22 protein-coding genes and 1 tRNA gene are annotated in these 21,538 nt (G+C 72.9%); 12 read left to right on the forward strand and 11 right to left on the reverse strand.

Translation table 11 applies throughout. From position 1 onward, the window contains the following. On the forward strand, positions 1 to 402 hold the full coding sequence (locus KZ813_RS14045; protein ID WP_219755614.1) for a response regulator: 402 nt from the start codon (positions 1 to 3) through the stop codon (positions 400 to 402). Here the strand turns inward: KZ813_RS14045 and KZ813_RS14050 are convergent. The 7 genes from KZ813_RS14050 to KZ813_RS14080 form a co-directional block, all read right to left on the reverse strand. Beyond that, positions 380 to 1,972 (reverse strand): sensor histidine kinase, encoded by a 1,593-nt coding sequence (locus tag KZ813_RS14050; RefSeq protein ID WP_219755615.1) that lies wholly within the window; start codon positions 1,970 to 1,972, stop codon positions 380 to 382. The genes KZ813_RS14045 and KZ813_RS14050 overlap by 23 nt on opposite strands. Positions 1,973 to 1,983: 11 nt before the next feature. Then, positions 1,984 to 2,547: a single-stranded DNA-binding protein gene (gene ssb, locus KZ813_RS14055; protein WP_219755616.1), complete on the reverse strand. Its 564-nt coding sequence runs from the start codon at positions 2,545 to 2,547 to the stop codon at positions 1,984 to 1,986. A 110-nt stretch (positions 2,548 to 2,657) separates the two neighbouring features. After that, positions 2,658 to 4,529, reverse strand: a complete 1,872-nt coding sequence (gene feoB, locus KZ813_RS14060; RefSeq protein WP_219755617.1) for a ferrous iron transporter B — start codon at positions 4,527 to 4,529, stop codon at positions 2,658 to 2,660. A gap of 13 nt (positions 4,530 to 4,542) precedes the next feature. Next, positions 4,543 to 4,842 (reverse strand): FeoA family protein, encoded by a 300-nt coding sequence (locus KZ813_RS14065; RefSeq protein ID WP_308461898.1) that lies wholly within the window; start codon positions 4,840 to 4,842, stop codon positions 4,543 to 4,545. Positions 4,843 to 4,906: 64 nt separating this feature from the next. After that, positions 4,907 to 5,584 carry a COQ9 family protein gene (locus tag KZ813_RS14070; RefSeq protein WP_219755618.1) on the reverse strand — a complete coding sequence of 226 codons (678 nt, stop codon included), beginning with the start codon at positions 5,582 to 5,584 and terminating at the stop codon, positions 4,907 to 4,909. Continuing rightward, positions 5,584 to 6,558, reverse strand: a complete 975-nt coding sequence (locus KZ813_RS14075; protein WP_219755619.1) for a DMT family transporter — start codon at positions 6,556 to 6,558, stop codon at positions 5,584 to 5,586. Before KZ813_RS14075 ends, KZ813_RS14070 begins: the two co-directional genes overlap by 1 nt. Before the next feature lie 87 nt (positions 6,559 to 6,645). Continuing rightward, positions 6,646 to 7,320 carry a hypothetical protein gene (locus KZ813_RS14080; RefSeq protein ID WP_219755620.1) on the reverse strand — a complete coding sequence of 225 codons (675 nt, stop codon included), beginning with the start codon at positions 7,318 to 7,320 and terminating at the stop codon, positions 6,646 to 6,648. 213 nt (positions 7,321 to 7,533) lie between these two features. Here KZ813_RS14080 and KZ813_RS14085 point away from each other — a divergent pair, with 213 nt between their 5' ends. Together KZ813_RS14085 and KZ813_RS14090 are read left to right on the forward strand one after the other, a co-directional pair. After that, a complete protein-coding gene (locus tag KZ813_RS14085; RefSeq protein WP_219755621.1) occupies positions 7,534 to 8,544 on the forward strand; it encodes a histone deacetylase family protein in 1,011 nt (336 codons plus the stop codon). Between the two features lie 31 nt (positions 8,545 to 8,575). After that, entirely contained in the window at positions 8,576 to 9,931 is a 1,356-nt protein-coding gene (locus tag KZ813_RS14090) for a sugar porter family MFS transporter (RefSeq protein ID WP_219755622.1), read from the forward strand. A gap of 64 nt (positions 9,932 to 9,995) precedes the next feature. Here KZ813_RS14090 and KZ813_RS14095 read toward each other — a convergent pair whose 3' ends face one another. Further along, a complete protein-coding gene (locus KZ813_RS14095) occupies positions 9,996 to 10,931 on the reverse strand; it encodes a ribose-phosphate pyrophosphokinase (protein ID WP_219755623.1) in 936 nt (311 codons plus the stop codon). An 80-nt stretch (positions 10,932 to 11,011) separates the two neighbouring features. Here KZ813_RS14095 and KZ813_RS14100 point away from each other — a divergent pair, with 80 nt between their 5' ends. From KZ813_RS14100 to ribH, 6 genes are all read left to right on the forward strand, one after another. Next, positions 11,012 to 12,379 carry a glutamate--tRNA ligase gene (locus KZ813_RS14100; RefSeq protein ID WP_219755624.1) on the forward strand — a complete coding sequence of 456 codons (1,368 nt, stop codon included), beginning with the start codon at positions 11,012 to 11,014 and terminating at the stop codon, positions 12,377 to 12,379. 17 nt (positions 12,380 to 12,396) lie between these two features. Beyond that, positions 12,397 to 12,744, forward strand: coding sequence for a hypothetical protein (locus tag KZ813_RS14105; protein WP_219755625.1), 348 nt, complete (start codon positions 12,397 to 12,399; stop codon positions 12,742 to 12,744). Between the two features lie 243 nt (positions 12,745 to 12,987). Continuing rightward, the gene (gene ribD / locus KZ813_RS14110; RefSeq protein ID WP_219755626.1) at positions 12,988 to 14,025 is read left to right on the forward strand and encodes a bifunctional diaminohydroxyphosphoribosylaminopyrimidine deaminase/5-amino-6-(5-phosphoribosylamino)uracil reductase RibD; all 1,038 of its coding nucleotides are present in this window, start codon (positions 12,988 to 12,990) and stop codon (positions 14,023 to 14,025) included. A gap of 9 nt (positions 14,026 to 14,034) precedes the next feature. Then, positions 14,035 to 14,658: a riboflavin synthase gene (locus KZ813_RS14115; protein ID WP_219755627.1), complete on the forward strand. Its 624-nt coding sequence runs from the start codon at positions 14,035 to 14,037 to the stop codon at positions 14,656 to 14,658. Then, positions 14,648 to 15,781: a 3,4-dihydroxy-2-butanone-4-phosphate synthase gene (ribB, locus tag KZ813_RS14120; RefSeq protein ID WP_219755628.1), complete on the forward strand. Its 1,134-nt coding sequence runs from the start codon at positions 14,648 to 14,650 to the stop codon at positions 15,779 to 15,781. Before KZ813_RS14115 ends, ribB begins: the two co-directional genes overlap by 11 nt. Before the next feature lie 345 nt (positions 15,782 to 16,126). Beyond that, positions 16,127 to 16,546 (forward strand): 6,7-dimethyl-8-ribityllumazine synthase, encoded by a 420-nt coding sequence (ribH, locus tag KZ813_RS14125; RefSeq protein WP_219755629.1) that lies wholly within the window; start codon positions 16,127 to 16,129, stop codon positions 16,544 to 16,546. Positions 16,547 to 16,872: 326 nt separating this feature from the next. On the opposite strand, the gene KZ813_RS14130 is transcribed toward ribH, so the two are convergent. Both KZ813_RS14130 and KZ813_RS14135 read right to left on the reverse strand, forming a co-directional pair. Further along, on the reverse strand, positions 16,873 to 17,682 hold the full coding sequence (locus KZ813_RS14130) for a DUF72 domain-containing protein (protein ID WP_219755630.1): 810 nt from the start codon (positions 17,680 to 17,682) through the stop codon (positions 16,873 to 16,875). 54 nt (positions 17,683 to 17,736) lie between these two features. Continuing rightward, complete coding sequence (locus KZ813_RS14135) at positions 17,737 to 18,411, reverse strand: HPP family protein (protein ID WP_219755631.1); 675 nt, start codon at positions 18,409 to 18,411, stop codon at positions 17,737 to 17,739. A gap of 230 nt (positions 18,412 to 18,641) precedes the next feature. Between KZ813_RS14135 and KZ813_RS14140 the strand changes: the two genes are divergently transcribed. Next, positions 18,642 to 19,184: a cupin domain-containing protein gene (locus KZ813_RS14140; RefSeq protein WP_258046800.1), complete on the forward strand. Its 543-nt coding sequence runs from the start codon at positions 18,642 to 18,644 to the stop codon at positions 19,182 to 19,184. Positions 19,185 to 19,238: 54 nt separating this feature from the next. Here KZ813_RS14140 and KZ813_RS14145 read toward each other — a convergent pair. After that, positions 19,239 to 19,313 (reverse strand) — tRNA-Gly (locus KZ813_RS14145). Between the two features lie 158 nt (positions 19,314 to 19,471). Between KZ813_RS14145 and KZ813_RS14150 the strand changes: the two genes are divergently transcribed. Further along, the gene (locus KZ813_RS14150) at positions 19,472 to 20,182 is read left to right on the forward strand and encodes a response regulator transcription factor (protein ID WP_132908299.1); all 711 of its coding nucleotides are present in this window, start codon (positions 19,472 to 19,474) and stop codon (positions 20,180 to 20,182) included. A gap of 11 nt (positions 20,183 to 20,193) precedes the next feature. Continuing rightward, positions 20,194 to 21,507, forward strand: a complete 1,314-nt coding sequence (locus tag KZ813_RS14155) for an ATP-binding protein (RefSeq protein ID WP_219755633.1) — start codon at positions 20,194 to 20,196, stop codon at positions 21,505 to 21,507. Positions 21,508 to 21,538 lie beyond the last annotated feature (31 nt).

Raw genomic sequence — 21,538 nt, forward strand, 5'->3', positions numbered from 1 at the left:
ATGGCCAAGACCGCGCTCATCGTGGAAGACGAGATCTTCGTCGCGCTCGACCTGGAGCGGATCCTCGAGGACGCCGGGTTCATCGTGGCGGCGATCGCGGCGGACGCCGAGAGCGCCTATCGCGCCGCCCCCGGTTGTCAGTTCGCCTTCGTCGACGTCAACCTCCGCGACGGTGCGACTGGCCCCGTCATCGCCGAGCGGATCGCGCGCGAGCACGGCGTGAAGGTCGTCTTCGTCACCGCCAACCCAGGCCAGATCACCGACCCCGGCAGCGCGCTCGGCTATATTCGCAAGCCGTTCAACGACGAGGCGATCCTCAGCGCGGCGCTGACCGCGGCGGAGATGGCGCCGGCCGACGCGGCGTCGCCCGCCGACTTCGTCAGGTGGCCGCGGCGCGGCTGAAGGCCGGCAGCGGCACCGTCACCACCAGCTCCAGCCCGTCATGGTGCCAGCTGCGGGCCACCGCGCCGCCGAGCTGGCGCACCGCGCTCAGCTCGATCAGCTGGCTGCCGAAGCCGCCGCCCGGCGGGGGCGAGTCGAGGTGGGGGCCGTCGCGCTCGCGCCACTCGAGCCGCACCGTCCCGGCGCCGCGCGCCACCGCGAGGTCGACCCGACCGCGCTCGACCGATAGCGCGCCATATTTGCTCGCGTTGGTGGCGAGCTCGTGGAACAGCAGCGCCAGCGGCGTGGCGGCGCGGTCGTCGATCGCGACGTCGTCGCCCGTGACCGCGATCCGCTCGCCCACGGCGCGCTGATAGGGCGCGAACAGCTCGGCGAGCAGGCCGTGGAGGCTGTTCTGCGCCAGCTGCGGGCGCGACTCCGCGCTGTGCGGGCGAACGAAATCGTGCGCGCGACCCAGCGCGATGATGCGCTGACGCAGGTCGTTGGCCACCGTGGCCAGCTCGGGATGCGCCCGCGCGGCGAAGTGGATCAGCCCCGAGATCACCGAGAAGATGTTCTTGATGCGATGGCTCAGCTCCTGGCTGACCACCTCGCGTTCCTCGAGGGCGAGCTTCTGCTCGTGGATGTCGGTGCAGGTGCCGAACCAGCGCGTGATCGCGCCGTGACGGTCGCGGATCGGCAGCGCGCGGCCGAGCACCCAGCGGTAGGTCCCGTCGGCGTGGCGCAGCCGATACTCGATCTGATAGGCTTCGCCGCTCTCGAGCGAGTGGTGCCACACCGCCCAGGCGCGCGCCTGATCGTCGGGGTGGAACACGCCGTTCCACGCCTCGCCGTCGGTCGATCCCTCGGGCATGCCGGTGAACTCGTACCAGCGCGCGTTGTAATAATCGTGGTAGCCGTCGGGCAGCGTCGACCACACCATCTGGGGCATCGTGTCCGCCAGCGTGCGGAAGCGGGTCTCGCTCTCCGCGGCGGCACGGCGCGCCTCGCCCGCCGCCTCGCGCCACGCGGCGTCGTCGCGCGAGCCGCGCAGCCGCGCCATCACGTTGCTGGCGAGCACGCGCAGCCCGTCGCGCTGGAGCGTCGTGAGCCCCTCGGGGCGCGGGGCCATGTCGAGCACGCACAAGGCACCGAGCGGTACGCCGTCGTCCGCCACCAGCGGCGCGCCGGCGTAGAAGCGGACCCCGGGGTCACGCAGCAGCGCGTTGCCGATGAAGCGCTCGTCCGCCGCCACGTCGGGGAAGACGGTGACGTCCTCCTCCCACATCGCGTGCGAGCAGAACGAATCGGTCCGCCTGGTGCCCTCCATCGCGGTGCCGGTGGCGGCGAGGAACGCCTGGTCGGTCTCCTCGACCAGCGTGATCAGCGCGACGGGAGCGGCGCAGAGCTGCGCGGCGAAGTCGGTGATCTGGCGCAGCGCGGCGGAGCGGCGCAGCGAGGCGAGATTGAGCGAGTCGATCGTGGCGCGCCGCCGCGCCTCGTCGATCTGCCACCCGCGCGCGCCGACCGCCGCGGCCGGTGCGGGGTGGACGACGCCGGTCTGACCCGCGTCGGCGCTGCGCTCGCCCATGGGCCCGGCGCCTAGAACGGCACGTCGTCGTCGAGGTCGTCCGCGAAGCCGCCGCCGAAGCCGCCGCCGCGGCTGCCACCGCCGCCGCCGCCCGGACTGCCGCCGGCGCCGCCCGCGCCGGCGCCGCGCGAGCCGCCACCGCGCGCGCCGCCGCCGCCGCCGCCGCCGAAGTCGTCACCGCCGCCGAAGTCGTCGCGGCCGCCGCCGCCACCACCGCCGCCCTGCGGGCCGTCGAGCATCGTCAGCACCGAGTTGAAGCCCTGGAGCACCACCTCGGTAGAATATTTGTCGTTGCCCTGCTGATCCTGCCACTTACGCGTCTGCAACTGGCCCTCGATATAGACCTTGCTGCCCTTGCGCAGGAACCGCTCGGCGACGTTGGCGAGCCCCTCGTTGAAGATCGCCACCGAGTGCCACTCGGTCTTCTCCTTGCGCTCGCCGGTGTTGCGATCCTTCCACGATTCGGACGTGGCGATGCGGAGGTTCACCACCTTGCCGCCGTTCTGGAACGAGCGCGATTCGGGGTCGCGCCCGAGATTGCCGACGAGAATGACCTTGTTGACGCTGCCTGCCATCGAATCCTCTGCCCGCCGGGGGTGCCGGCGCATGCTCATGATTGCCGGCCGACGCCGGCGTCCCGCGGCGTCCCCGCGCGCGGCGGGTCAACGACCGATGGGCTAGATAGTCACAGCCCCGCCGCCACCGCCAGCCAATAAGTGATCCCCGCCATCACATAGGCGGCGGCGAAGAGATAGCCGATCATGAACAGCGGCCAGCGCCAGCCGTTGGTCTCGCGCCGCGTCACCGCGATCGTCGAGATGCACTGCGGCGCGAACACGAACCACATCAGGAAGGCCAATGCGGTGGGCAGCGACCAGCGCCCGCGCAGCTGGTCGACCAGCCCCTTCTCGCCGGAGGCATCCTCGACGTCGTCGATCGCATAAGCGGTGCCGATCGCCGCGACCGCGATCTCGCGCGCCGCCATCGTCGGGATCAGCGCCAGCGCGATGTCGTGATTGAAGCCGATCGGGCGGACGATCACTTCCAGCCCGCTCGCGATGCGCCCGGCGATCGAATAGTCGACCTGCTTCTGCCCGGCCGGCGCCTGGGGGTAGCTGAGCAGCGCCCACAGCACCACCGTGGTGAGCGCGATCGTGGTGCCGGCGCGCTTGAGGAAGATCTCGGTGCGGCTCCACAGCCCCAGCCCGACGTCGCGCAGCCGCGGCATCTGGTATTTGGGCATCTCCATCATGAAGCCCGACGACTCGCCCTTGGTCACCGTCCGCCGCAGCAGCAGCGCGGCGACGAACGCGCCGACGATCCCGAGCAGGTAGAGCGCGAACAGCACCAGCCCCTGCAGCCCGACGAAGGGCAGGACCTGACGCGCGGGGATGAAGGCGCCGATGATGATCGTGTAGACCGGCAGCCGCGCCGAACAGGTCATCAGCGGCGCGATCAGGATGGTGGTGAGCCGGTCCTTCTCGTCCTCGATCGTGCGGGTGGCCATGATCCCGGGCACCGCGCAGGCGAAGCTGGAGAGCAGGGGGATGAAGGCGCGCCCGGAGAGGCCCACCTGCGCCATCACCCGGTCCATCAGGAAGGCGGCGCGGACCATGTAGCCGCTCGCCTCGAGCACCAGGATGAAGAGGAACAGGATCAGGATCTGCGGCAGGAACACCACCACCGCCCCCACCCCCGCGATCACGCCGTCGGTCAGCAGCGAGCGCAGGAAGCCGTCGGGCAGCGCGCCCTTGAGCCACGCCTCCAGCGCGGCGAACGCCCCCTCGATCCAGCCGATCGGCGCCTCCGACCAGCTGAACACCGCCTGGAACATCACGAACAGCAAAGCGACCAGCAGCACCGGGCCGAAGAACGGATGGAGCGCGACCGAGTCGAGCATGTGATTCCAGCGTCGCACCGGCGTCTCGCTCACCGTCGCCGCGGTGGCGATCACGCGCGCGCGCCGCTGGAGCGTGACGATGTCGTCATCGACGCTGCCGTCCGAGGCGCGCAGCCGGCGCAGCCCCGCCGCCGCGGGCGAGCCGCCGACCAGCGCGGTGAGCTGGCCGCGCAGCGCGTCGATGCCGCGGCGGCGCACCGCCACGGTCGGCACCACGGGCACGCCGAGCTCGCGCTCGAGCACCGCGGGATCGAGCACCAGCCCGTCGCGCTCGGCGAGGTCGACCATGTTGAGCGCGACCACCACCGGCAGCCCCAGCGCGATCAGCTGCATCGCGAAGCGCAGGTGATTGTCGAGGTTGGAGGCGTCGACCACCACCAGCAGCGCGTCGGGCAGCCGCTCGCCCGCCTGCGCACCGGTGACGACGTCGCGGGTCACGCGCTCGTCGGGCGAGGCCGGGTCGAGGCTGTAGGCGCCGGGCAGGTCGACCAGCTCCACCGGCCGGCCGTCGTCGAGCGCGAGCCGGCCCGAGTGGCGCTCGACGGTGACGCCGGGATAGTTGCCGACCTTCTGCCGCGCGCCGGTCAGCGCGTTGAACAGCGCGCTCTTGCCGGCATTGGGGTTGCCGACCATCGCGACCAGCGGCGGGAGTTCCATCAGGAGCGGCGGGTCATTCCGCCGGCATCGGATCGGGCGAGACGCTGATCGCGCGCGCCACGGCGCGGCGCAGCGCCACCGTCATCCGGCCGATGCGGCAGGCGATCGGCCCCCCGCCGAGCCGCGCGCGGTGCAGCACCTCCACCGCGACGCCCTCGTCGAAGCCGAGCTCGCGCAGGCGGCGCGCCTCGGGCGAGGCGAGTCGCGCCCACTCGATCGCGCCCACCGTCGCCGCGCGGCGGCGCGGCAGCGTCTCGAGCGTCAGCGAATCAGCCTCGTGGCGGGCGCGGGAAGGAGAGCGGGGCGAGGTCACCGCATCGGTATAGGGCGCATGCAACTGATTATCAATAAGCACCGTCGCCTATCGCCGCGCCGGGTCAGACCACCGGGTAGCGCAGCCGGCCGACGAAGCGGCTCAGACTCGGGCGGTGCCGGGCGCGCTGCTGGAACGCGGCCTTGCCCTTCTCGAAGCGCATGATGCCGTCGATCCGTCGCGCCAGGAAGGCGCTGGTGTCGCCATGTGCCTCGCTCTCGTCGTCGAGGAAGACCGTGGTGGTGGCGGCATAGACCGCCAGCAGCATCGCGCGCTTGGTATAATGGTTGTAGTCGGTCGCCCGGTCGCCCGCGAGCCGCCACATCCGGTCGACGCTGCGCCAGCCGAGTCGCGCCGCGCGCGCGACGTTCTGCGGCAGCGCCAGCACCGCGCGCGCGCGCCGCAGCGCCTCGCGCTCGGGGGCGAGCACCGCCAGCCGCGCCTCGACCAGCGCGGTCACCCGCTCGCGCACCTTCATCGCGCCGAGCCGCTCGGGCGGCAGCGCGCGCGCCATCGCGGCGTCGACCTGGTCGAACCAGGCGTCGATCATCGCCACCGGCCCGTCGGCGAAGGCGAGCCGCGCGACGTCGGCGTCGACGTCGTGGCTCTCGGCGGCCAGGTCGCGCGCGGCGTCGCCCCAACCGTCGAAGGCGGCGTTGGCGGCGATCGCGGGGGCGAGCAGCGCGCGCACCTCGTCGAGCGTCAGGTCCTGCGGCGCGGTCGCCGCGGCGTCGTCACTCATCACGCTTCCTCCGTCACCGGGTTGCCCGCCGGCAGCGTCTCCGCCGGTTCGCGACCCTCGCGCTCGCGCCGCACCAGCACCAGCGCCGCCGCGATCATCGCCACGCCGACCAGGTCGGGCCCGGCCAGCGTCTCGCCGAACCAGGCCCAGCCCACCGCCGCGGCGACCATCGGCTGGATCAGCAGCGCCAGCCCGATCACCAGCGGCGCGGCGCGTCCCAGCGCGTAGATCATGCAGCCCTGGCCGATCACCTGGCTCACCAGTGCGACGCCCAGCAGCGGGGTCCAGTTCCCCGGCACGATCCGCTCGCCCAGCACGAGCGCGAACACCAGCAGCGGCAGCAGCGACGCCGCCGAGGACAGCGCCAGCGCGGGCAGCGGCGCCATCGCGCGGCGCACGTCCGACATCAGGATGAAGTAGAGCGCGTAGAGCACCCCGGCGCAGACGCACAGCAGGTCGCCGCCGAGCTGGCGCGGGTCGAGCTGGTACGAGCGCCCCATCAGCAGCGCCGCGCCCGCGGCGGCGAGCAGCAGCGCCAGGCCCTGCCACCGCGTCGGCCACGCCCGCGCCACCAGGAAGCCCCACAGCGGGAACAGGAAGGTCGCCGAATTGCCGAGCAGCGTGGCATTGGCCATCGTGGTCTGCAGGATCCCGGCATGCCAGGTGCCGAGGTCGGCGGCGAAGGCGAGCCCGGCGAGCGCGAGCAGCCACCAGCGCCGCGCCGGTGCGCGACCGGGCGCGGCGGCCCCCCGCGCGCGCCGCGAGGCGATGAGCGCGGCGCCGCCGAGCAGCGGCAGCGCGAGCGCCATGCGCCAGAAGGCGGCGGCGACGGGGCCGACGTCGGCGAGCCGGACGAAGAGCGGCCCGAAGGCCAGCGCGCTGTTGGCGACCACGAGCGCGACGAACGCCGCCGCGCCCGTCTCCGGGTGCGCGCGCGCCGCGGCGAGCGAGGTGGCGCTGGTCGGCTGGTCCATGGCGCGTCCCTTAGGCCGCGTCGCGGCCGCGGGGAAGCGCGGCGGTATCCCGCGCCGCCCGGATGAGCCAGGCGGCGCGGGCGCGACTCACTTGGCGGGCATGACCGCGGCGACGGGCACCGCGGCGGCGACCGGCGCGGCCGCCGCGGCGGCGACGATCGGCGTGGCGGCAGCCGGCGTGACCGCGAGCGGCGCGGGCCCCGCCGCGGCGAAGGCGAGCGGCACGTCCTCGTCGACGAAGCCCTTCACCGGCGTGCCGATCGCGAGATGCGCGCTGGTGCCGGTCATGAAGAAGCCCGCGGGCAGGAACACCAGCGCCGACACCGCGGTGGCGCCGATGCCCCCGGCGGTGCCCTTGTCGTCGAAGCCGCCCGACAGCCGCACCTGGCGGCCGTTGACGGTGAGATAGAGCAGCCGCGCCGCGAAATGGCCCGACTTGCCCCACATGCCCTTGTTGCGCACCTCGGTGAGCTCGCCCATCGCGGGCGTGCCCGCCGGGACGACGGTGGTGCCCTGCACCAGCAGCGGCTCGGCGGTCTCGAGATGGACGCGCTGGCCGATCTTGAGCTTCTTCCCCTTGGTGGTGAGCTCCTCGGTGAGCTTGAGCGGCACCTCGGTGCCGGTGCGCAGCACCGCCTGCCCGGTCACCGGCGCGGCGATCGGCGCGACGGCTTCCGGCTGCACTGGCGCGGCGACGGTCTGCGCGCCGGCGGCGCCGCCCACGAGCAACAGCGCCGCGGCCGCGGCGTACATATAGATCATGATGTGAACCCCCCGTTTCGGCCCGCCCCCGCGGGCCGCGGCGGAATCTCGTCGAGCGCCCTGCCGCCGTCAAACGAGATCGTAACGGAAGTGGATCGGATCTGGGACATTCCTCCCACCGACTTGACGCGGACGCGGTACCGGCGGCACGGCGTGGAGCTCGTCCGAAGGTCGCGCGAGAGTCCGATTGACCGTCAGCCACGAACGCCCGCGATGAGGCGCTTCTACGCGCCGCGACAGGCGCTGCACGCGCCCGCGCTGGAGCTGCACAACGGCGCTTTCACCGCTTATGCCGAGGTGCCGCAGCGCGCCGCGATGATCCTCGCCGCCATCGGTGGGGCGGAGCCGCCGCCGGACCGCGGCCGCGCGCCGATCGCCGCGGTGCACGACGCGCGCTACCTCGACTTCCTCCGCGACGCGCCCGCGCTGTGGCGCGCCGCGGGCCGGCCCGGCGACGCCATCCCCTACGCCTTCCCGATCGTCGGCCGTCGCCCGCTGGCGCTGTCGCGCATCGACGCGCTGCTCGGCGCGCACGCCTTCGACGCGACCACCCCGATCACCGACCATACCTGGGACGCCGCGTACTGGAGCGCGCAGACCGCGCTCGCCGCCACGCACGCGGTGCTCGATGGCGCGCGGGTCGCCTTCGCGCTGTGCCGCCCGCCCGGCCATCACGCCGGCCGCGACTATTGCGGCGGCTATTGCCACGTCAACGTCGCCGCGGTGGCCGCGCAGGCGGCGCGCGCCGCGGGCCGCGCGCGGGTCGCGGTGCTCGACATCGACTATCATCACGGCAACGGCACGCAGGACATCTTCTACGCGCGCGGCGACGTTTTCTACGCCTCGGTCCACGCCGACCCGGCGAGCGACTATCCCTTCTACTGGGGCCATGCCGACGAGCGCGGCACGGGCGAGGGAGAGGGCGCGACGCTCAACCTGCCGCTGCCGCGCGGCACCGCGCTGGCCGCGTTCCGCGCCGCGCAGGCGCGCGCGCTCGACGCGATCGCGGCGTTCGGCGCCGACTTCCTCGTGCTCAGCTTCGGGGCAGACACCTGGGAGCGCGACACGATCAGCCACTTCCGCCTCACCACCGCCGATTACGCGGTGCTGGCGGGCGATATCGCCGCCACCGGGCTGCCATGCGCGATCGTGATGGAAGGCGGCTATGCGGTGGACGCGCTGGGTGCCAATGTCGCCAGCCTGCTGAGCGGGTTCGCGACGTGATGGAAGGACAGGACGTATGGCGGTGACGGCGATGGGCCCGGACCACACCGGCGGCAGCGCGCCGCCGCTCAACGCCGGGCTGCTCGCCTGCATCATCACCGCCGCGCTGGCGGGGCTGCTGTTCGGCTTCGACACCGCGGTGATCTCGGGTACCACCGTGTCGCTGACGCGCGAGTACGGGCTCGACAGCTTCTGGCTCGGCGTCACCGTCTCCTCGGCGCTGTGGGGCACGCTGGTCGGCGCGCTGTTCGCGGGCATCCCGGGCGACCGCTTCGGCAGCCGCGACACGCTGCGCGTGCTCGCGCTCTTCTATGTCGCGGGCGGGATCGGCTGCGGGCTGGCGTGGAGCTGGGAGTCGCTCGTCTTCTTCCGCGTGATCGCCGGGCTGGCGGTGGGCGGCTCGTCGGTGCTGGCGCCGGTCTATATCTCCGAGATCGCGCCGCCGGCGCGCCGCGGCGGGCTGGTCGCGGCGTTCCAGTTCAACATCATCCTCGGCATCCTGCTGGCCTATGTCTCCAACGCGATCATCGCCGCGCTCGCGCTGGGCGCGGACGACTGGCGCTGGAAGTTCGGCGTCTCGGCCGCGCCCGCGATCGTCTTCCTGCTGCTGCTGCTGCGCATCCCGCACTCGCCGCGCTGGCTGATGGCCAAGGGCCGCGCCGCCGAGGCACGCGACGCGCTCGCGCGCGTCGGCATGGGCGAGGAGCAGGCCGAGACCGAGCTGGCCGCGATCCACGCCGGCTTCGCCGCCCAGCCGAGCGGCGAGCGACTGTCGTGGCGGCGCCACCGCAAGCCGATCACGCTGGCGCTGCTGGTGGCGGGCTTCAACCAGCTCTCGGGCATCAACGCCCTGCTCTATTATCTCAACGACATCTTCGCGGCGGCCGGCGGTGCGCTCTCGGCCGACGTGCAGGCGATCATCATCGGCGTCGTCAACGGCATCTTCACCGCGGTCGGCATGCTGCTGATCGACCGGCTCGGGCGCAAGACGCTGCTGATGGTCGGCTCGGCCGGTATGGCGGCGTGCCTCACCGTGGCGGGGCTGGCGCTGGGCGGGTCGCTGCCGGGCTGGATCGTGTTGCCCGCGCTGATCGGCTTCATCGCCTTCTTCGCGCCGAGCACGGGCGCGGTGATCTGGGTCTATATCAGCGAGGTCTTCCCCACCGCGGTGCGCGGGCGCGGCAGCGCGGTCGGCGCCTCGGCGCACTGGGGGCTGGACGCGATCATCGCCGCCGCCTTCCCGACCGTGGCGGCGCTGTCGGTGAGCCTGCCCTTCTACGTCTTCGCGGCGATGATGCTGCTGCAGCTCGTGGTCGTGACCCTGTACTTCCCCGAGACCAAGGGCGTGCCGCTCGAGGAGATGGAGCGGCGGCTGGGAGTGAGCTGACCCACGGGCGCGAGGCGCCCGGCATCAGCGGTGCTCCCGCGCGCGCGGGAGCATCTATCTCGCCTCAGTCGAACAGGCTGCTGACGCTCGACTCGTCGGCGATGCGGCGGATCGCCTCGGCGAGCAGCGGCGCGATCGTGAGGTGGCGGATCTTGGCCGCCTCGCCGATCGCCTCGTGGTTGCCGATCGAGTCGGTGATCACCAGCTCGTGCAGCGCCGAGCCCTCGACGCGCGCCACCGCGCCGCCCGAGAGCACGCCGTGGCTGACATAGGCGACCACGCCCTCCGCCCCCGCCTCGCGCAGCGCCGCGGCGGCGTTGCAGAGCGTGCCGGCGGAGTCGACGATGTCGTCGATCAGCACGCAGAAGCGCCCCTCGACGTCGCCGATGATGTTCATCACCTCGGACTCGCCCGCGCGCTCGCGGCGCTTGTCGACGATCGCGAGCGGGGCGTTGTCGAGCCGCTTCGACAGCGCGCGCGCGCGCACCACGCCGCCGACGTCGGGCGAGACCACCATCAGGTTCTTCTCGCCGAAGCGCGCGCGAATGTCCTGCGACATCACCGGCGCGGCGAAGAGATTGTCGGTGGGGATGTCGAAGAAGCCCTGGATCTGCCCGGCGTGCAGGTCGACCGACAGCACGCGGTCGGCGCCCGCGGTGGTCAGCAGGTTGGCGACCAGCTTGGCCGATATGGGGGTGCGCGGGCCGGGCTTGCGGTCCTGCCGCGCGTAGCCGAAATAGGGGAGCACGGCGGTGATCCGCTTGGCCGACGCGCGCTTCAGCGCGTCGATCATGATCAGCAGCTCCATGAGATTGTCGTTGACCGGGTAGCTGGTCGACTGGACGACGAACACGTCCTCGCCGCGGACATTCTCCATGATCTCGACGAAGATCTCCTCGTCGGCGAAGCGACGCACCAGCGCCTCGGTCAGCGGCACCTCGAGGTAGCTCGAGATCGCGCGCGCCAGCGGCAGGTTGGAGTTGCCGGTCATCAATTTCATCGAGAACACCCTTTCGCGCCCGCCGCTCTAGGCTGGGGGGCTGGCGAGGGGAAGGGGCGGCGCGTAAGCGCGGGCGGGCCATGACCAGCGCCGCTCCCTCCCCCGTCGTCACGCGTTTCGCGCCCTCGCCGACCGGCCGCCTCCACGTCGGCAACATCCGCACCGCGCTGCACGGCTGGATGCTGGCGCGACGCGACGGCGGGCGCTTCCTGCTGCGCATCGACGACACCGACGCCGAGCGGAGCGAGGAGCGCTACGTCGACTCGATCCGCGCCGACCTCGCCTGGCTCGGGCTGGTGGCCGACGCCGAGGTGCGCCAGTCGGAGCGGTTCGCGCTCTACCAGGCGCGCTTCGACGCGCTGGTCGCGGCGGGGCGGATCTACCCGGCCTATGAGAGCGCGCAGGAGCTGGACCTCAGGCGCAAGGTGCTGCTCGGCCGCGGCCTGCCGCCGGTCTACGACCGCGCCGCGCTGCGCCTGAGCGACGCCGAGCGCGCGACGCTGGAGCGCGACGGCGTGCGCCCGCACTGGCGCTTCAGGCTCGACCATGACTCGCCGATCGCGTGGGACGACCTGGTGCGCGGGCCGCAGCGCTTCGACCCCGCGACGATGAGCGACCCCGTCGTGCGCCGCGCCGACGGCTCGTGGCTGTACATGCTGCCCTCGGCGATCGACGACGCCGATCTCGGCGTCACGCATGTCGTGCGCGGCGAGGACCACGTCTCGAACACCGCGCTCCAGCTGCAGATGTTCGAGGCGATGGGCGCGCCCGCGCCCGCCTTCGCGCACGCCGCGCTGCTGACCGGGAGCGAGGGCAAATTGTCGAAGCGGCTCGGCTCGCTCGGGGTCGACCATTTCCGCGAGAGTGGGATCGAGCCGGCGGCGGTGCTGTCGCTGCTGGCGCGGATCGGCACCAGCCAGCCGGTCGAGCCGCTCGCCGACCCGGCGCCGCTGATCGAGTCGCTCGACTTCGCGCACTTCGGCCGCGCCCCCGCGCGCTTCGACGAGGCCGAGCTGGCGCAGGTGAGCGCGCGGATCGTCCACCAGCTGCCGTTCGCCGCGGTGGCCGAGCGGCTGCCCACGGGGATGGACGCGGCGGCGTGGGAGGCGGTGCGCCCCAACCTCGCCACCGTCGCCGAGGCGGCGGACTGGTGGGGCGTGATCGAGGGACCGATCGGCCCGGCCGCCGCGGCCGAGGACTCGGCCTATCTCGCCCAGGCCGCGGCGGCGGCGCGCGCGATCGACTGGGCGGGCGACCCGTGGCACGCGCTCACCGCGCGGCTCAAGGAAGAGAGCGGGCGCAAGGGCAAGGCCCTGTTCCTGCCGCTGCGCCGCGCGCTGACCGGGCGCGACCACGGGCCCGACATGGCCGCGCTGCTGCCGCTGATCGGGCGTGACCGCGCGCTGGCGCGGCTCGATGCCGCGGCGGACTCGAACCGCGGCGGCTGAGGCCCTATATCGGCGTGATGCAGTTCTTCGCCCGACTGTCGCCGCTGCGCGCCGCGCGCGACCTCCGCTTCTTCTTTCACACGCGCGACCGGTACGAATGGGGGTTCCTGGCGCTGTCGGTGGCGATCACCGGCTTCCTGGTCTGGGCGTTCTTCCACGATTCGCACTTCGAGAAAGAGTATAAGCCCAACATCATCTACTTCGAGCAGTGGAAGCTGGATCGCACCGACGCGCAGATCATCGCGCAGCAGAAGATCGACCAGGCCAAGCGCGAGATCGCCGAGCGCGAGCAGCGCGCGCGCGAGGAGAAGCTGCGCCAGGGCTTCAAGCGGCTCGACGACAAGCTCAACGCGATGGGGATCTGAGCTGGGCGCATGCCGTGCCGGCTGAATGCCCCATGCGGATGGTGCAGCGAGGGTGTCACCGCCCCGGCGAACGCCGGGGCCCAGGTGGGAAGGCTGTCGTGAGTCCCTTTATCGTTTCCCACCTGGACCCCGGCGTTCGCCGTGGTGGTCGCGGAATAGGCGACGCGGGGCCGAACGACAGTTCCCGTCGCTGATCGCGTGCCGCCCATGTCACCTCGAAATCTCCCCGACGACCCCCGCTGGATGGCCGCCGCGCTCGCGCTGTCCGAGCGGACCCGCGCGCGCACCTTCCCCAACCCGAACGTCGGCTGCGTCCTCGTTCGCGACGGCCATGTCGTCGGCCGCGGCTGGACCCAGCCCGGCGGCCGCCCGCACGCCGAGGCGATGGCGCTCGACCGGGCGGGCGAGCGCGCGCGCGGTGCCACCGCCTATGTCACGCTCGAGCCCTGCGCGCACGCCAGCCCGCGCGGCCCCGCCTGCGCCGACCGGCTCGTCGCGGCGGGGATCGCGCGCGCGGTGGTGGCGCTCGGCGACCCCGACCCGCGCACCGACGGGGCCGGCCTCGCGCGGCTGCGCGCCGCCGGGATCGCGGTCGAGGTCGGCGTGGCGGCCGAGGCGGCGCGACGCGCGATGGCGGGCTTCCTGACGCGGCGCGCGCAGGGGCGGCCGCACGTCACGCTCAAGCTGGCGCTGTCGCTCGACGGCGCTGCGGCGATGGCGGACGGGCGCAGCCAGTGGATCACGGGACCGGAGGCGCGCGCGCACGCGCATCTCGAGCGCGCGCGCCACGAGGCGATCCTCGTCGGTCGCGGCACCTGGGAGGCGGACCGGCCGCGGCTCGACGTGCGGCTGCCGGGGCTGGAGGCGAGGGCGCCGCTGCGGGTGGTGCTGTCGTCGGGGGACGTGGTCACCGATCACCCTCACCCTTCCGGCGCCGACGCCCCTCCCTCCCTCTCCCAGAGTGAGGGGGAAGGGCCCCGCCCGGCGCAGCCGGGTGGGAAGGGTGAGGGTGACCCGCATCGGATCACCTCCCCCGCCCAGATCACCACCCTGCCCGCCGACCACCTGCTGGTCGAGGGCGGCGCGCGCACCGCCGCGGCCTTCCTGCGCGAGGACCTGGTCGACCGCCTGCTGCTCTACCGCGCGCCGATCCTGATCGGCGGCGGGCGGACGCTGCCCGACATCGGCCTCGCCGACCTCGGCGCCGCGCACGCGCGCTGGCGGCTGACCGACTCGCGCCAGCTTGGCAGCGATCGGCTCGAAGTCTACGAGCGCGGCTGAGAGGTCATCATGTTCACCGGCATCGTCTCCGACATCGGCACCATCCGCCAGATCGCGCAGCGCGGCGACACCCGCGCGGTGATCGACACCGCCTATGACGTCGCCGCGATCGAGCTGGGCGCGTCGATCGCCTGCTCGGGCGTGTGCCTCACCGTCGTCGACAAGGCGCCGCACGAGTCCGGCGCGGGGGGCTGGTTCGCGGTCGACGTCTCGCACGAGACGCTCAGCCGCACCGCGCCGGCGCAATGGGCCGAGGGGCGCCTCCTCAACCTGGAGCGCGCGATGAGGCTGGGCGACGAGCTCGGCGGCCACATCGTCACCGGCCATGTCGACGGCGTGGCGACGGTCGAGACGATCACCGCCGACGGTGACTCGCGCCGCATCGCCTTCCGCGTGCCGGGCGAGCTGGCCCCGTTCCTCGCGCCCAAGGGATCGGTGACGGTCGACGGCGTGTCGCTCACCGTCAACGCGGTGGAGGATGCCGCGGACGGCACGCGCTTCACCGTCAACCTGATCCCGCACACCCAGGCGGTCACCACGCTGGGCGCGCTCGCCGAGGGCCAGCAGGTCAACATCGAGATCGACGTGCTCGCGCGTTATCTCCAGCGGATGGAGCATTATCGTGGTCGCTGAGCCCGCGGCGCTGGCGCGGCTGCGCCACGGCTATCTCTCCTCGCCCGAGGAGCTGATCGACGAGGCGCGCAACGGCCGGATGTTCATCCTGGTCGACGACGAGGACCGCGAGAACGAGGGCGACCTCGTCATCCCCGCGCAGATGGCGACGCCCGAGAAGATCAACTTCATGGCCAAGTACGGCCGCGGGCTGATCTGCCTCGCGCTCACCAAGGGCCGCGTCGAGCAGCTCGGTCTCGACCTGATGAGCCGCAACAACGGCACTCGCCACGAGACCGCCTTCACCGTCTCGATCGAGGCGAGGGAGGGCGTCACCACCGGCATCTCCGCGGCCGATCGCGCGCGCACGATCGCGGTGGCGATCGACTCGACCAAGGCGCGCGACGACATCGTCACACCCGGCCACGTCTTCCCGCTGGTGGCGCGCGACGGCGGCGTGCTGGTGCGCGCCGGCCACACCGAGGCGGCGGTCGACGTCGCGCGGCTCGCCGGGCTCAACCCCTCGGGCGTGATCTGCGAGATCATGAACGAGGACGGCACGATGGCGCGGCTGGACGATCTCGTCACCTTCGCGCAGTTCCACCACCTCAAGGTCGGCACGATCCGCGACCTGATCGCCTATCGCCGCCGCCACGACCATCTCGTCGAGCTGGTCAGCGAGGCACCCTTCACCAGCCGCTGGGGCGGCGACTGGACGGTGCGCGCCTATCGCAACAAGGCCACCGGCACCGAGCAGATCGCGCTGGTCAAGGGCCGCGTCGACCCCGGCAAGCCGACGCTGGTGCGGATGCACGCGCTCTCGCCCTTCGCCGACATGTTCGGCGAGGACGGGCAGCGCAGCCACCTGCTGTCGCGCTCGATGGAGATCATCGCGGCGGCGGGCGCGGGCGTGATCGTGGTGATCAACCGCCAGCGCGCCGACGCCTTCACCACCGCGGTGCGGATGAAGGCCGGCGAGGCGGTGACGGTCGATATGGAGGAGCTGCGCGACTATGGCGTCGGCGCGATGATCCTGGCCGAGCTGGGCGTCCACGACATGGTGCTGCTGACCAACACGCACCACACGCTGGTGGGGCTGGACGGCTACGGCCTGTCGATCGTCGGCGAGCGCGAGATCGATTGAGGCGGGGCAGGGCGTGGGCCGGGCGCGACCTGCCAGGCGTGAGCGAGGGACGGAGTGGCCAGCCACGCCCTCGGCTTCAGCCTCGCCGCGCGATCGATCATGGCCGCGTCACCACCGTACGTCATCCCTGCGAAGGCAGGGATCCAGACACGCCGACGAGCGTGGTAGCGAGCGGCGCCAGCGTTGCGGCGCGATGGCACGTCCCTGGCGTGGCGCGGGACCAGAGCCGCGAGAACCGCGCGTCTGGATCCCCGCCTGCGCGGGGATGACGGGAAGAGGGCGCAGGGTCGGCACCCACACCTGATTAACCGACACCGACACACGACCACAGCAACGGAGACCAGCATGGCGCATATCCTGATCGTCGAGGCGCGCTTCTACGACCATCTCAACGACCTGCTGGTGGCGGGCGCGCGCGGCGCCATCGAGGCGGCGGGGCATAGCTGCGAGGTGCTCACCGTGCCCGGCGCGCTCGAGCTGCCCGGCGCGATCGCCATGGCGTCCGAGCGCGGGCGGTGGGACGCCTTCGTCGCGCTCGGCGTGGTGATCCGCGGCGAGACCTATCATTTCGAGATCGTCGCCAACGAGAGCGCGCGCGGCATCATGGCGCTCACGATGGACGGCGTCGCGATCGGCAACGGCGTGCTCACCACCGAGGACGAGGCGCAGGCGATCGCGCGCGCCGACCCGGCGCAGCTCGACAAGGGCGGCGCCGCGGCCAGGGCGGCCTTGGCGCTGCTCGACCTGCGCGACCGGCTGGGGTGAGCGGGCGGCTGTCCTACGTGGCAGGCGCGGGGCTAGCGTCCGAGTCCTGTCATCTGAACTGACGCGTGCTCCTGCGACCGCGGTCGCCCGGCGCCACGGGCCTCGTCCTCGCGGCCCTGGGCTCCGGCGTCCGCCGGAGCACGATGGGGTTCGTGTGGAGCGGAGGCAGCGTCCGAATGCCCGGCACCGTCGCGCGTGGGTCGCCTCGACCATCGTCCTCGCCCCGCGCGCGCGCGGCTCGACGCTCGCGCGCGCCGGACACCATGCGGGCGCGGCACGCCGCGCGGGCGGGAGCGCCTATCGACTCAACATTCGCAACATTCGCGCTACGCCGGCGTCCAACCCAGCCGCGCGAGCAGCGCCATCGCGGCGTGCGGTGCGCGCACCTTGGCGCCGTTGATCATGAACACGAACGTGTCGCGCGGGCGCAGCGGCGCGGGCGCCGCGACATAGGGGAGCCCCGCGGGGCTCTTCCCCGCGGCCCAGTCGCGTGCCACCGTCGCCCAGCGATCCAGCGCCGCGGGCGCATAGCCGGTCGCCTCCGCCTCGCGCGCGTCCTCCAGCCGGGCGTAGACGAAGTCCCCCGAGACGTCGGCGAGCGCGGGATAGCCGGCCGAGTCGCCGTGGACGATCGCCACCCCGGCGGCGCGGCACAGCGCGACGAACTCGGGCGCCGCGAACGACTCGTGGCGCACCTGGATCGCGTGGCGCAGCGCCACGCCGTCCTGCCTCGCCGGCAGCAGCGCGAGGAAGGCGCGCAGGTCGTCCGCGTCGAACTTCCGCGTCGCCGCCATCTGCCACAGGATCGGGCCGAGCTTGTCGCCCAGCTCGGTGATCCCCTGGCCGACGAAGCGCTGCACCGACTCGCCCGCCTCGGCGAGCACCTTGCGCGTGACGCAGTAGCGCGAGGCCTTCAGCGCGAAGACGAAGCCGTCGGGCGCGCCGTCGCGCCACGTCGCGAAGGTGGCGGGCTTGAACGAGGAGTAGAAGGTGCCGTTCACCTCGATCGCGGTGACGTGGCGGCTGGCATATTCCAGCTCACGCTTGTGCGGCCATTTCTCCGGGTAGAAGGTGCCGCGCCACGGCTCGTAGGTCCAGCCGCCGATGCCGACTCGGATGTTCGCCTCGCTCGTCATGCCGACCGGCGTGCCGCGTCGCGCGCCCGCTGTCCATCGCCGCGGGCGGCGGCGCTACCGGCGCGGCGACGGTGCGGTGCGCCGCCGCGCCGCGTGCCACTCGGCGCGGGTGAGCAGCGCGTCGAGGTCGGCGGGGGCGATGTCGAAGGTGTCGTGCAGGTCGGCGAGCGCGGCGTCGATGTCGGCGGCGTGGAGCCCCGCCGCCACCGGGGCGGCGGGGCGATGCGGATAGGAGCGCGCGGCGACGCGGTGGAACAGCAGACCCGCGCCGACCAGCGTCAGCGAGTTGAGCGCGACGGGCAGCAGCGCGAAGCCGAAGCCCGCGGCATGGACCGCGGGCCCGCCGATCACCGCGGTGAGCGCCGCGGCGCCGCCGGGCGGGTGGAGGCAGCGCGCCAGCGACATGACCAGGATCGCGCCGCCCGCCGCCACGCCCGCGGCGAGCGCGGTGCCGGGGACGAGCCGGTACACCGCCACGCCGACCAGCGCGGAGAGCGTGTTGCCGCCGATCACCGGCCAGGGCTGCGCCAGCGGGCTCGCCGGCACCGCGAAGACCAGTACCGCGGAGGCGCCGAGCGGCGCGACGATCAGCGGCAGCGCGGTGCCCCCCTCCAGCAGTGCGCCGAGCAGCGCGGTCAGCGCGATGCCGATCGCGGCGCCGGCGCACGCGATCAGCCGCTCGCGGAAATGTGCGCCGGAGAGCAGGGGCTTGAAGAGGCGTGTCGGCATCGCGCGCCGGTGTGTCGTGGCGCGCAGATGACGTCAATTCGCGCCGGCACGGGCCGATCATTCACCTCTCCGCGCCGTGGCCGGACGCCCGCTCGGACTGTAAATCAAAGCGCGACCGGCGACGACCGGCGCCATGATACGCTCAGGCTGCCGATGTCGGCGACGAGTCGGGCCAGCACCTTCGCATCCTCGACCACAAGCGGGAGGGAAGACGTATGGAACGCCGGACGATGCTGGGGCTTCCGCTGGCCACGCTGGTCGGCAGTACGTCGCTCGGCGAGCCAGCAGGCGCCGCGACGCCGGCGACGGCCGGGATGGTGCGGGCGGGCAGCGACCACGACGGTCGGCCGCATCGGATCGGTGTGAGCGCCACCACCTACAAGGCGGTGACCCGGGAGACCGGGGGCGCGCTGTTCGTCGTCGAGCAGGCCAATCAGCGCCGCGGCGGGCCGCCGCTTCACGTCCATCACGGCGAGGATGAATTGTTCTACGTCCTGGCAGGCGACTATATCGTCCAGGTCGGCGATCGACGGTACCCGCTCGGCGCGGGCGACTGTATCCTGGGTCCACGCGGGGTGCCGCATGCCTGGGCGTTCGTCGGCGCAGGGACGGGGCGGTTGCTGCTGAGCTACGCGCCCGCGGGCAAGATGGAGGCTTTCTTCAACGCCTGGGAACAGCTCGGCTTCACGCCGGGCGGCTATTCGCAGGAGAAGGACGCCGCACTGCTGCGCTCCTACGGCATGGAGCGACGCGGACCGCCGATCGTGCTGTGAAGGCTTGGCGCCGCCCGGAACGTCGCGGCGGCATGGCGCGTCGGCGACGCCGACTGGAGCGGGCGAAGGGATTCGAACCCTCGACCCCAACCTTGGCAAGGTTGTGCTCTACCCCTGAGCTACGCCCGCTCTGGCGCCTGAGCCGACCGTTCGCACGGACCGGCTGGGTGAGGCGCGGCCACTAGCAGCGCCCCCGGGGCCCGGCAACAGCTTTTTACACGGCGGCGCATTTTTCCGCCGCACGTGCGAATTGACCCGCATCAGCCCGGACCTTAGGTCCCGCGGGCATGACCGCTCCAACGATCCTGCTCGTCGAGGACGATCCCTCGCTCCGCATGCTCACCGCGCGTGCGCTGCAGGAGAACGGCTTCGCGGTCCGTCCCGCCTCCGCCGCGCCCGAGATGTGGCTGGCGCTCGATTCGGGGCCGGTCGACCTGGTGCTGCTCGACATCATGCTGCCCGGCACCAGCGGGATCGACCTGTGCCGCTCGCTGCGCCAGAAGAGCGACGTGCCGATCATCTTCATGTCGGCGCGCGCCTCCGAGACCGACCGGGTCGTCGGGCTCGAACTCGGGGCCGACGACTATATCGCCAAGCCGTTCGGCACGCGCGAGCTGGTGGCGCGGGTGCGCGCGGTGCTGCGCCGCCCCGCGCTCGACCGCCGCGCCGGCGCGGGCGACCAGGGCATGCTGACCTTCGACGGCTGGACGATCAACCTGCCGCGGCGCGAGCTCAGCTCGCCCAGCGGCGCGATCGTCGACCTCACCGGGGCCGAGTTCGACCTGCTCGTCGTGCTCGCCGACCATGCACAGCGCGTGATCGCGCGCGAGCGGCTGATCGAGCTCAGCCGCACCCGGCTGGGCGACAGTTCGGACCGCTCGATCGACGTGCTGATCAGCCGACTGCGCCGCAAGCTGGGCAGCGCCGGCGCGCCCGCGCCGATCGTGACGGTCCGCGGCGTCGGCTACATGCTCAACGCCCCGGTCGAGCGCGGCTGACGCGCGCGCGGATGCGCTCGCTGCGCCGACCCGCGCTCGGCCTGCTCGGCCAGGTGGTGGCGATCCTGCTGCTCACGCTGGTGATCGAGTTCGGGGCGAGCACGCTCCTCTACGAGCGCGCGAGCCGCTTCGCGGTGCGCGACGACGAGGCCAACCGGCTCGCCGAGCATCTCGTCATCAGCCGCCGACTGCTCGCCGAGCGCCCCGCCGCGCAGCGCGAGCGCATGGCGTCCGAGCTCACCACCGATCGCTACGCGCTGCGCTGGAGCGAGGCGCTGCCCGCCCCGCCACCGATCGCGCCCGCGCTCGACGAGATGCAGCGCCAGGTGATCGAGTGGGAGCCCTCGCTCGCCGCGACCGACCTGCGGCTGCGCGTGCAGACCCCGGGGCGACGCTCGGTGGTGACCGGCGGGCTCCGGCTCGACGACGGCAGCTGGCTGTATTTCCGCACGGTCGAGCCGGTGGCGACGATCAACCTCGCCTTCGAGCGGATCGCGCTGGCGATGGTGCCCGCGATCGCGCTGATGGTGCTGGGCGGGATCCTGCTGCGCCGCGTGCTGCTGCCGCTGCGCCGGCTCGCCGCCGCGGCCGAGCGGGTCGGCCACGGCGAGGTCGTGCCGGTGGAGGAGGACGGGCCGGGCGAGGTGCGCCGCGTGATCGGCGCCTTCAACCGCATGCAGGACCGCATCCAGGCGCTGATCGCGGGACGCACCCAGGCTCTCGCCGCGGTCGGGCACGACCTGCGCACGCCGCTGGCGCGGCTCCACCTGCGCACCGAGTCGCTGCCCCAGGTCGAGGCGCGCGAGGCGATCGCGCACGACGTCGCGGAGATGGAGGCGATGATCACCTCGCTGCTCGCCTTCCTCGGCGGCGAGGCCGAGCCCGAGCCGGCGAGCGCGGTCGACCTGGCGGTGATGTGCGCCACCGTGATCGACGACGCGCAGGACCGCGGCGCCGACGCCGAGTACGATGGGCCGGACCACTGCGAGTGGAACGTGCGACGGCTCGGCTTCAAGCGCGCGCTGGTCAATTTGGTCGAGAACGCGCTCCACTATGGCACGCGCGCGCGGCTGACGCTGCTGCCGGGGGACGCCGCGCTGACGATCCGTGTCGAGGACGACGGGCCGGGCATCCCCGACGACCAGCTCACCCGCGTGCTCGAGCCGTTCGTCCGGCTCGACCTCGCGCGCGGGCGGGACACGGTCGGGTTCGGGCTGGGGCTGTCGATCGTTCAGCTCGCGGTCGCCGCCGAGGGGGGGACGCTCGCGCTGTCCAACCGCGCGGAGGGCGGACTGCGCGCGGAGATCGTGCTGCCGCGGCGGTGAGCGCCCGACGACTCTCGTCCTGACCGTGTCT

The sequence above is a fragment of the Sphingomonas folli genome (assembly GCF_019429525.1).
Classification (GTDB): Bacteria; Pseudomonadota; Alphaproteobacteria; order Sphingomonadales; family Sphingomonadaceae; genus Sphingomonas; species Sphingomonas folii.

Bases quoted from the DNA above. Each gene is read 5' to 3' on its own strand.
- KZ813_RS14045 (WP_219755614.1), top strand. From the start codon at position 1: ATGGCCAAGACCGCGCTCATCGTGGAAGACGAGATCTTCGTCGCGCTC.
- KZ813_RS14050 (WP_219755615.1), bottom strand. From the start codon at position 1,972: ATGGGCGAGCGCAGCGCCGACGCGGGTCAGACCGGCGTCGTCCACCCC.
- KZ813_RS14130 (WP_219755630.1), bottom strand. From the start codon at position 17,682: ATGACGAGCGAGGCGAACATCCGAGTCGGCATCGGCGGCTGGACCTAC.
- feoB (WP_219755617.1), bottom strand. From the start codon at position 4,529: ATGGAACTCCCGCCGCTGGTCGCGATGGTCGGCAACCCCAATGCCGGC.
- ssb (WP_219755616.1), bottom strand. From the start codon at position 2,547: ATGGCAGGCAGCGTCAACAAGGTCATTCTCGTCGGCAATCTCGGGCGC.
- KZ813_RS14140 (WP_258046800.1), top strand. From the start codon at position 18,642: ATGCTGGGGCTTCCGCTGGCCACGCTGGTCGGCAGTACGTCGCTCGGC.
- KZ813_RS14155 (WP_219755633.1), top strand. From the start codon at position 20,194: ATGCGCTCGCTGCGCCGACCCGCGCTCGGCCTGCTCGGCCAGGTGGTG.
- KZ813_RS14135 (WP_219755631.1), bottom strand. From the start codon at position 18,411: ATGCCGACACGCCTCTTCAAGCCCCTGCTCTCCGGCGCACATTTCCGC.
- KZ813_RS14075 (WP_219755619.1), bottom strand. From the start codon at position 6,558: ATGGACCAGCCGACCAGCGCCACCTCGCTCGCCGCGGCGCGCGCGCAC.
- KZ813_RS14080 (WP_219755620.1), bottom strand. From the start codon at position 7,320: ATGATCTATATGTACGCCGCGGCCGCGGCGCTGTTGCTCGTGGGCGGC.
- ribD (WP_219755626.1), top strand. From the start codon at position 12,988: ATGGCCGCCGCGCTCGCGCTGTCCGAGCGGACCCGCGCGCGCACCTTC.
- KZ813_RS14095 (WP_219755623.1), bottom strand. From the start codon at position 10,931: ATGAAATTGATGACCGGCAACTCCAACCTGCCGCTGGCGCGCGCGATC.
- KZ813_RS14105 (WP_219755625.1), top strand. From the start codon at position 12,397: ATGCAGTTCTTCGCCCGACTGTCGCCGCTGCGCGCCGCGCGCGACCTC.
- ribH (WP_219755629.1), top strand. From the start codon at position 16,127: ATGGCGCATATCCTGATCGTCGAGGCGCGCTTCTACGACCATCTCAAC.
- KZ813_RS14070 (WP_219755618.1), bottom strand. From the start codon at position 5,584: ATGAGTGACGACGCCGCGGCGACCGCGCCGCAGGACCTGACGCTCGAC.
- KZ813_RS14090 (WP_219755622.1), top strand. From the start codon at position 8,576: ATGGGCCCGGACCACACCGGCGGCAGCGCGCCGCCGCTCAACGCCGGG.
- KZ813_RS14085 (WP_219755621.1), top strand. From the start codon at position 7,534: ATGAGGCGCTTCTACGCGCCGCGACAGGCGCTGCACGCGCCCGCGCTG.
- KZ813_RS14115 (WP_219755627.1), top strand. From the start codon at position 14,035: ATGTTCACCGGCATCGTCTCCGACATCGGCACCATCCGCCAGATCGCG.
- KZ813_RS14100 (WP_219755624.1), top strand. From the start codon at position 11,012: ATGACCAGCGCCGCTCCCTCCCCCGTCGTCACGCGTTTCGCGCCCTCG.
- KZ813_RS14150 (WP_132908299.1), top strand. From the start codon at position 19,472: ATGACCGCTCCAACGATCCTGCTCGTCGAGGACGATCCCTCGCTCCGC.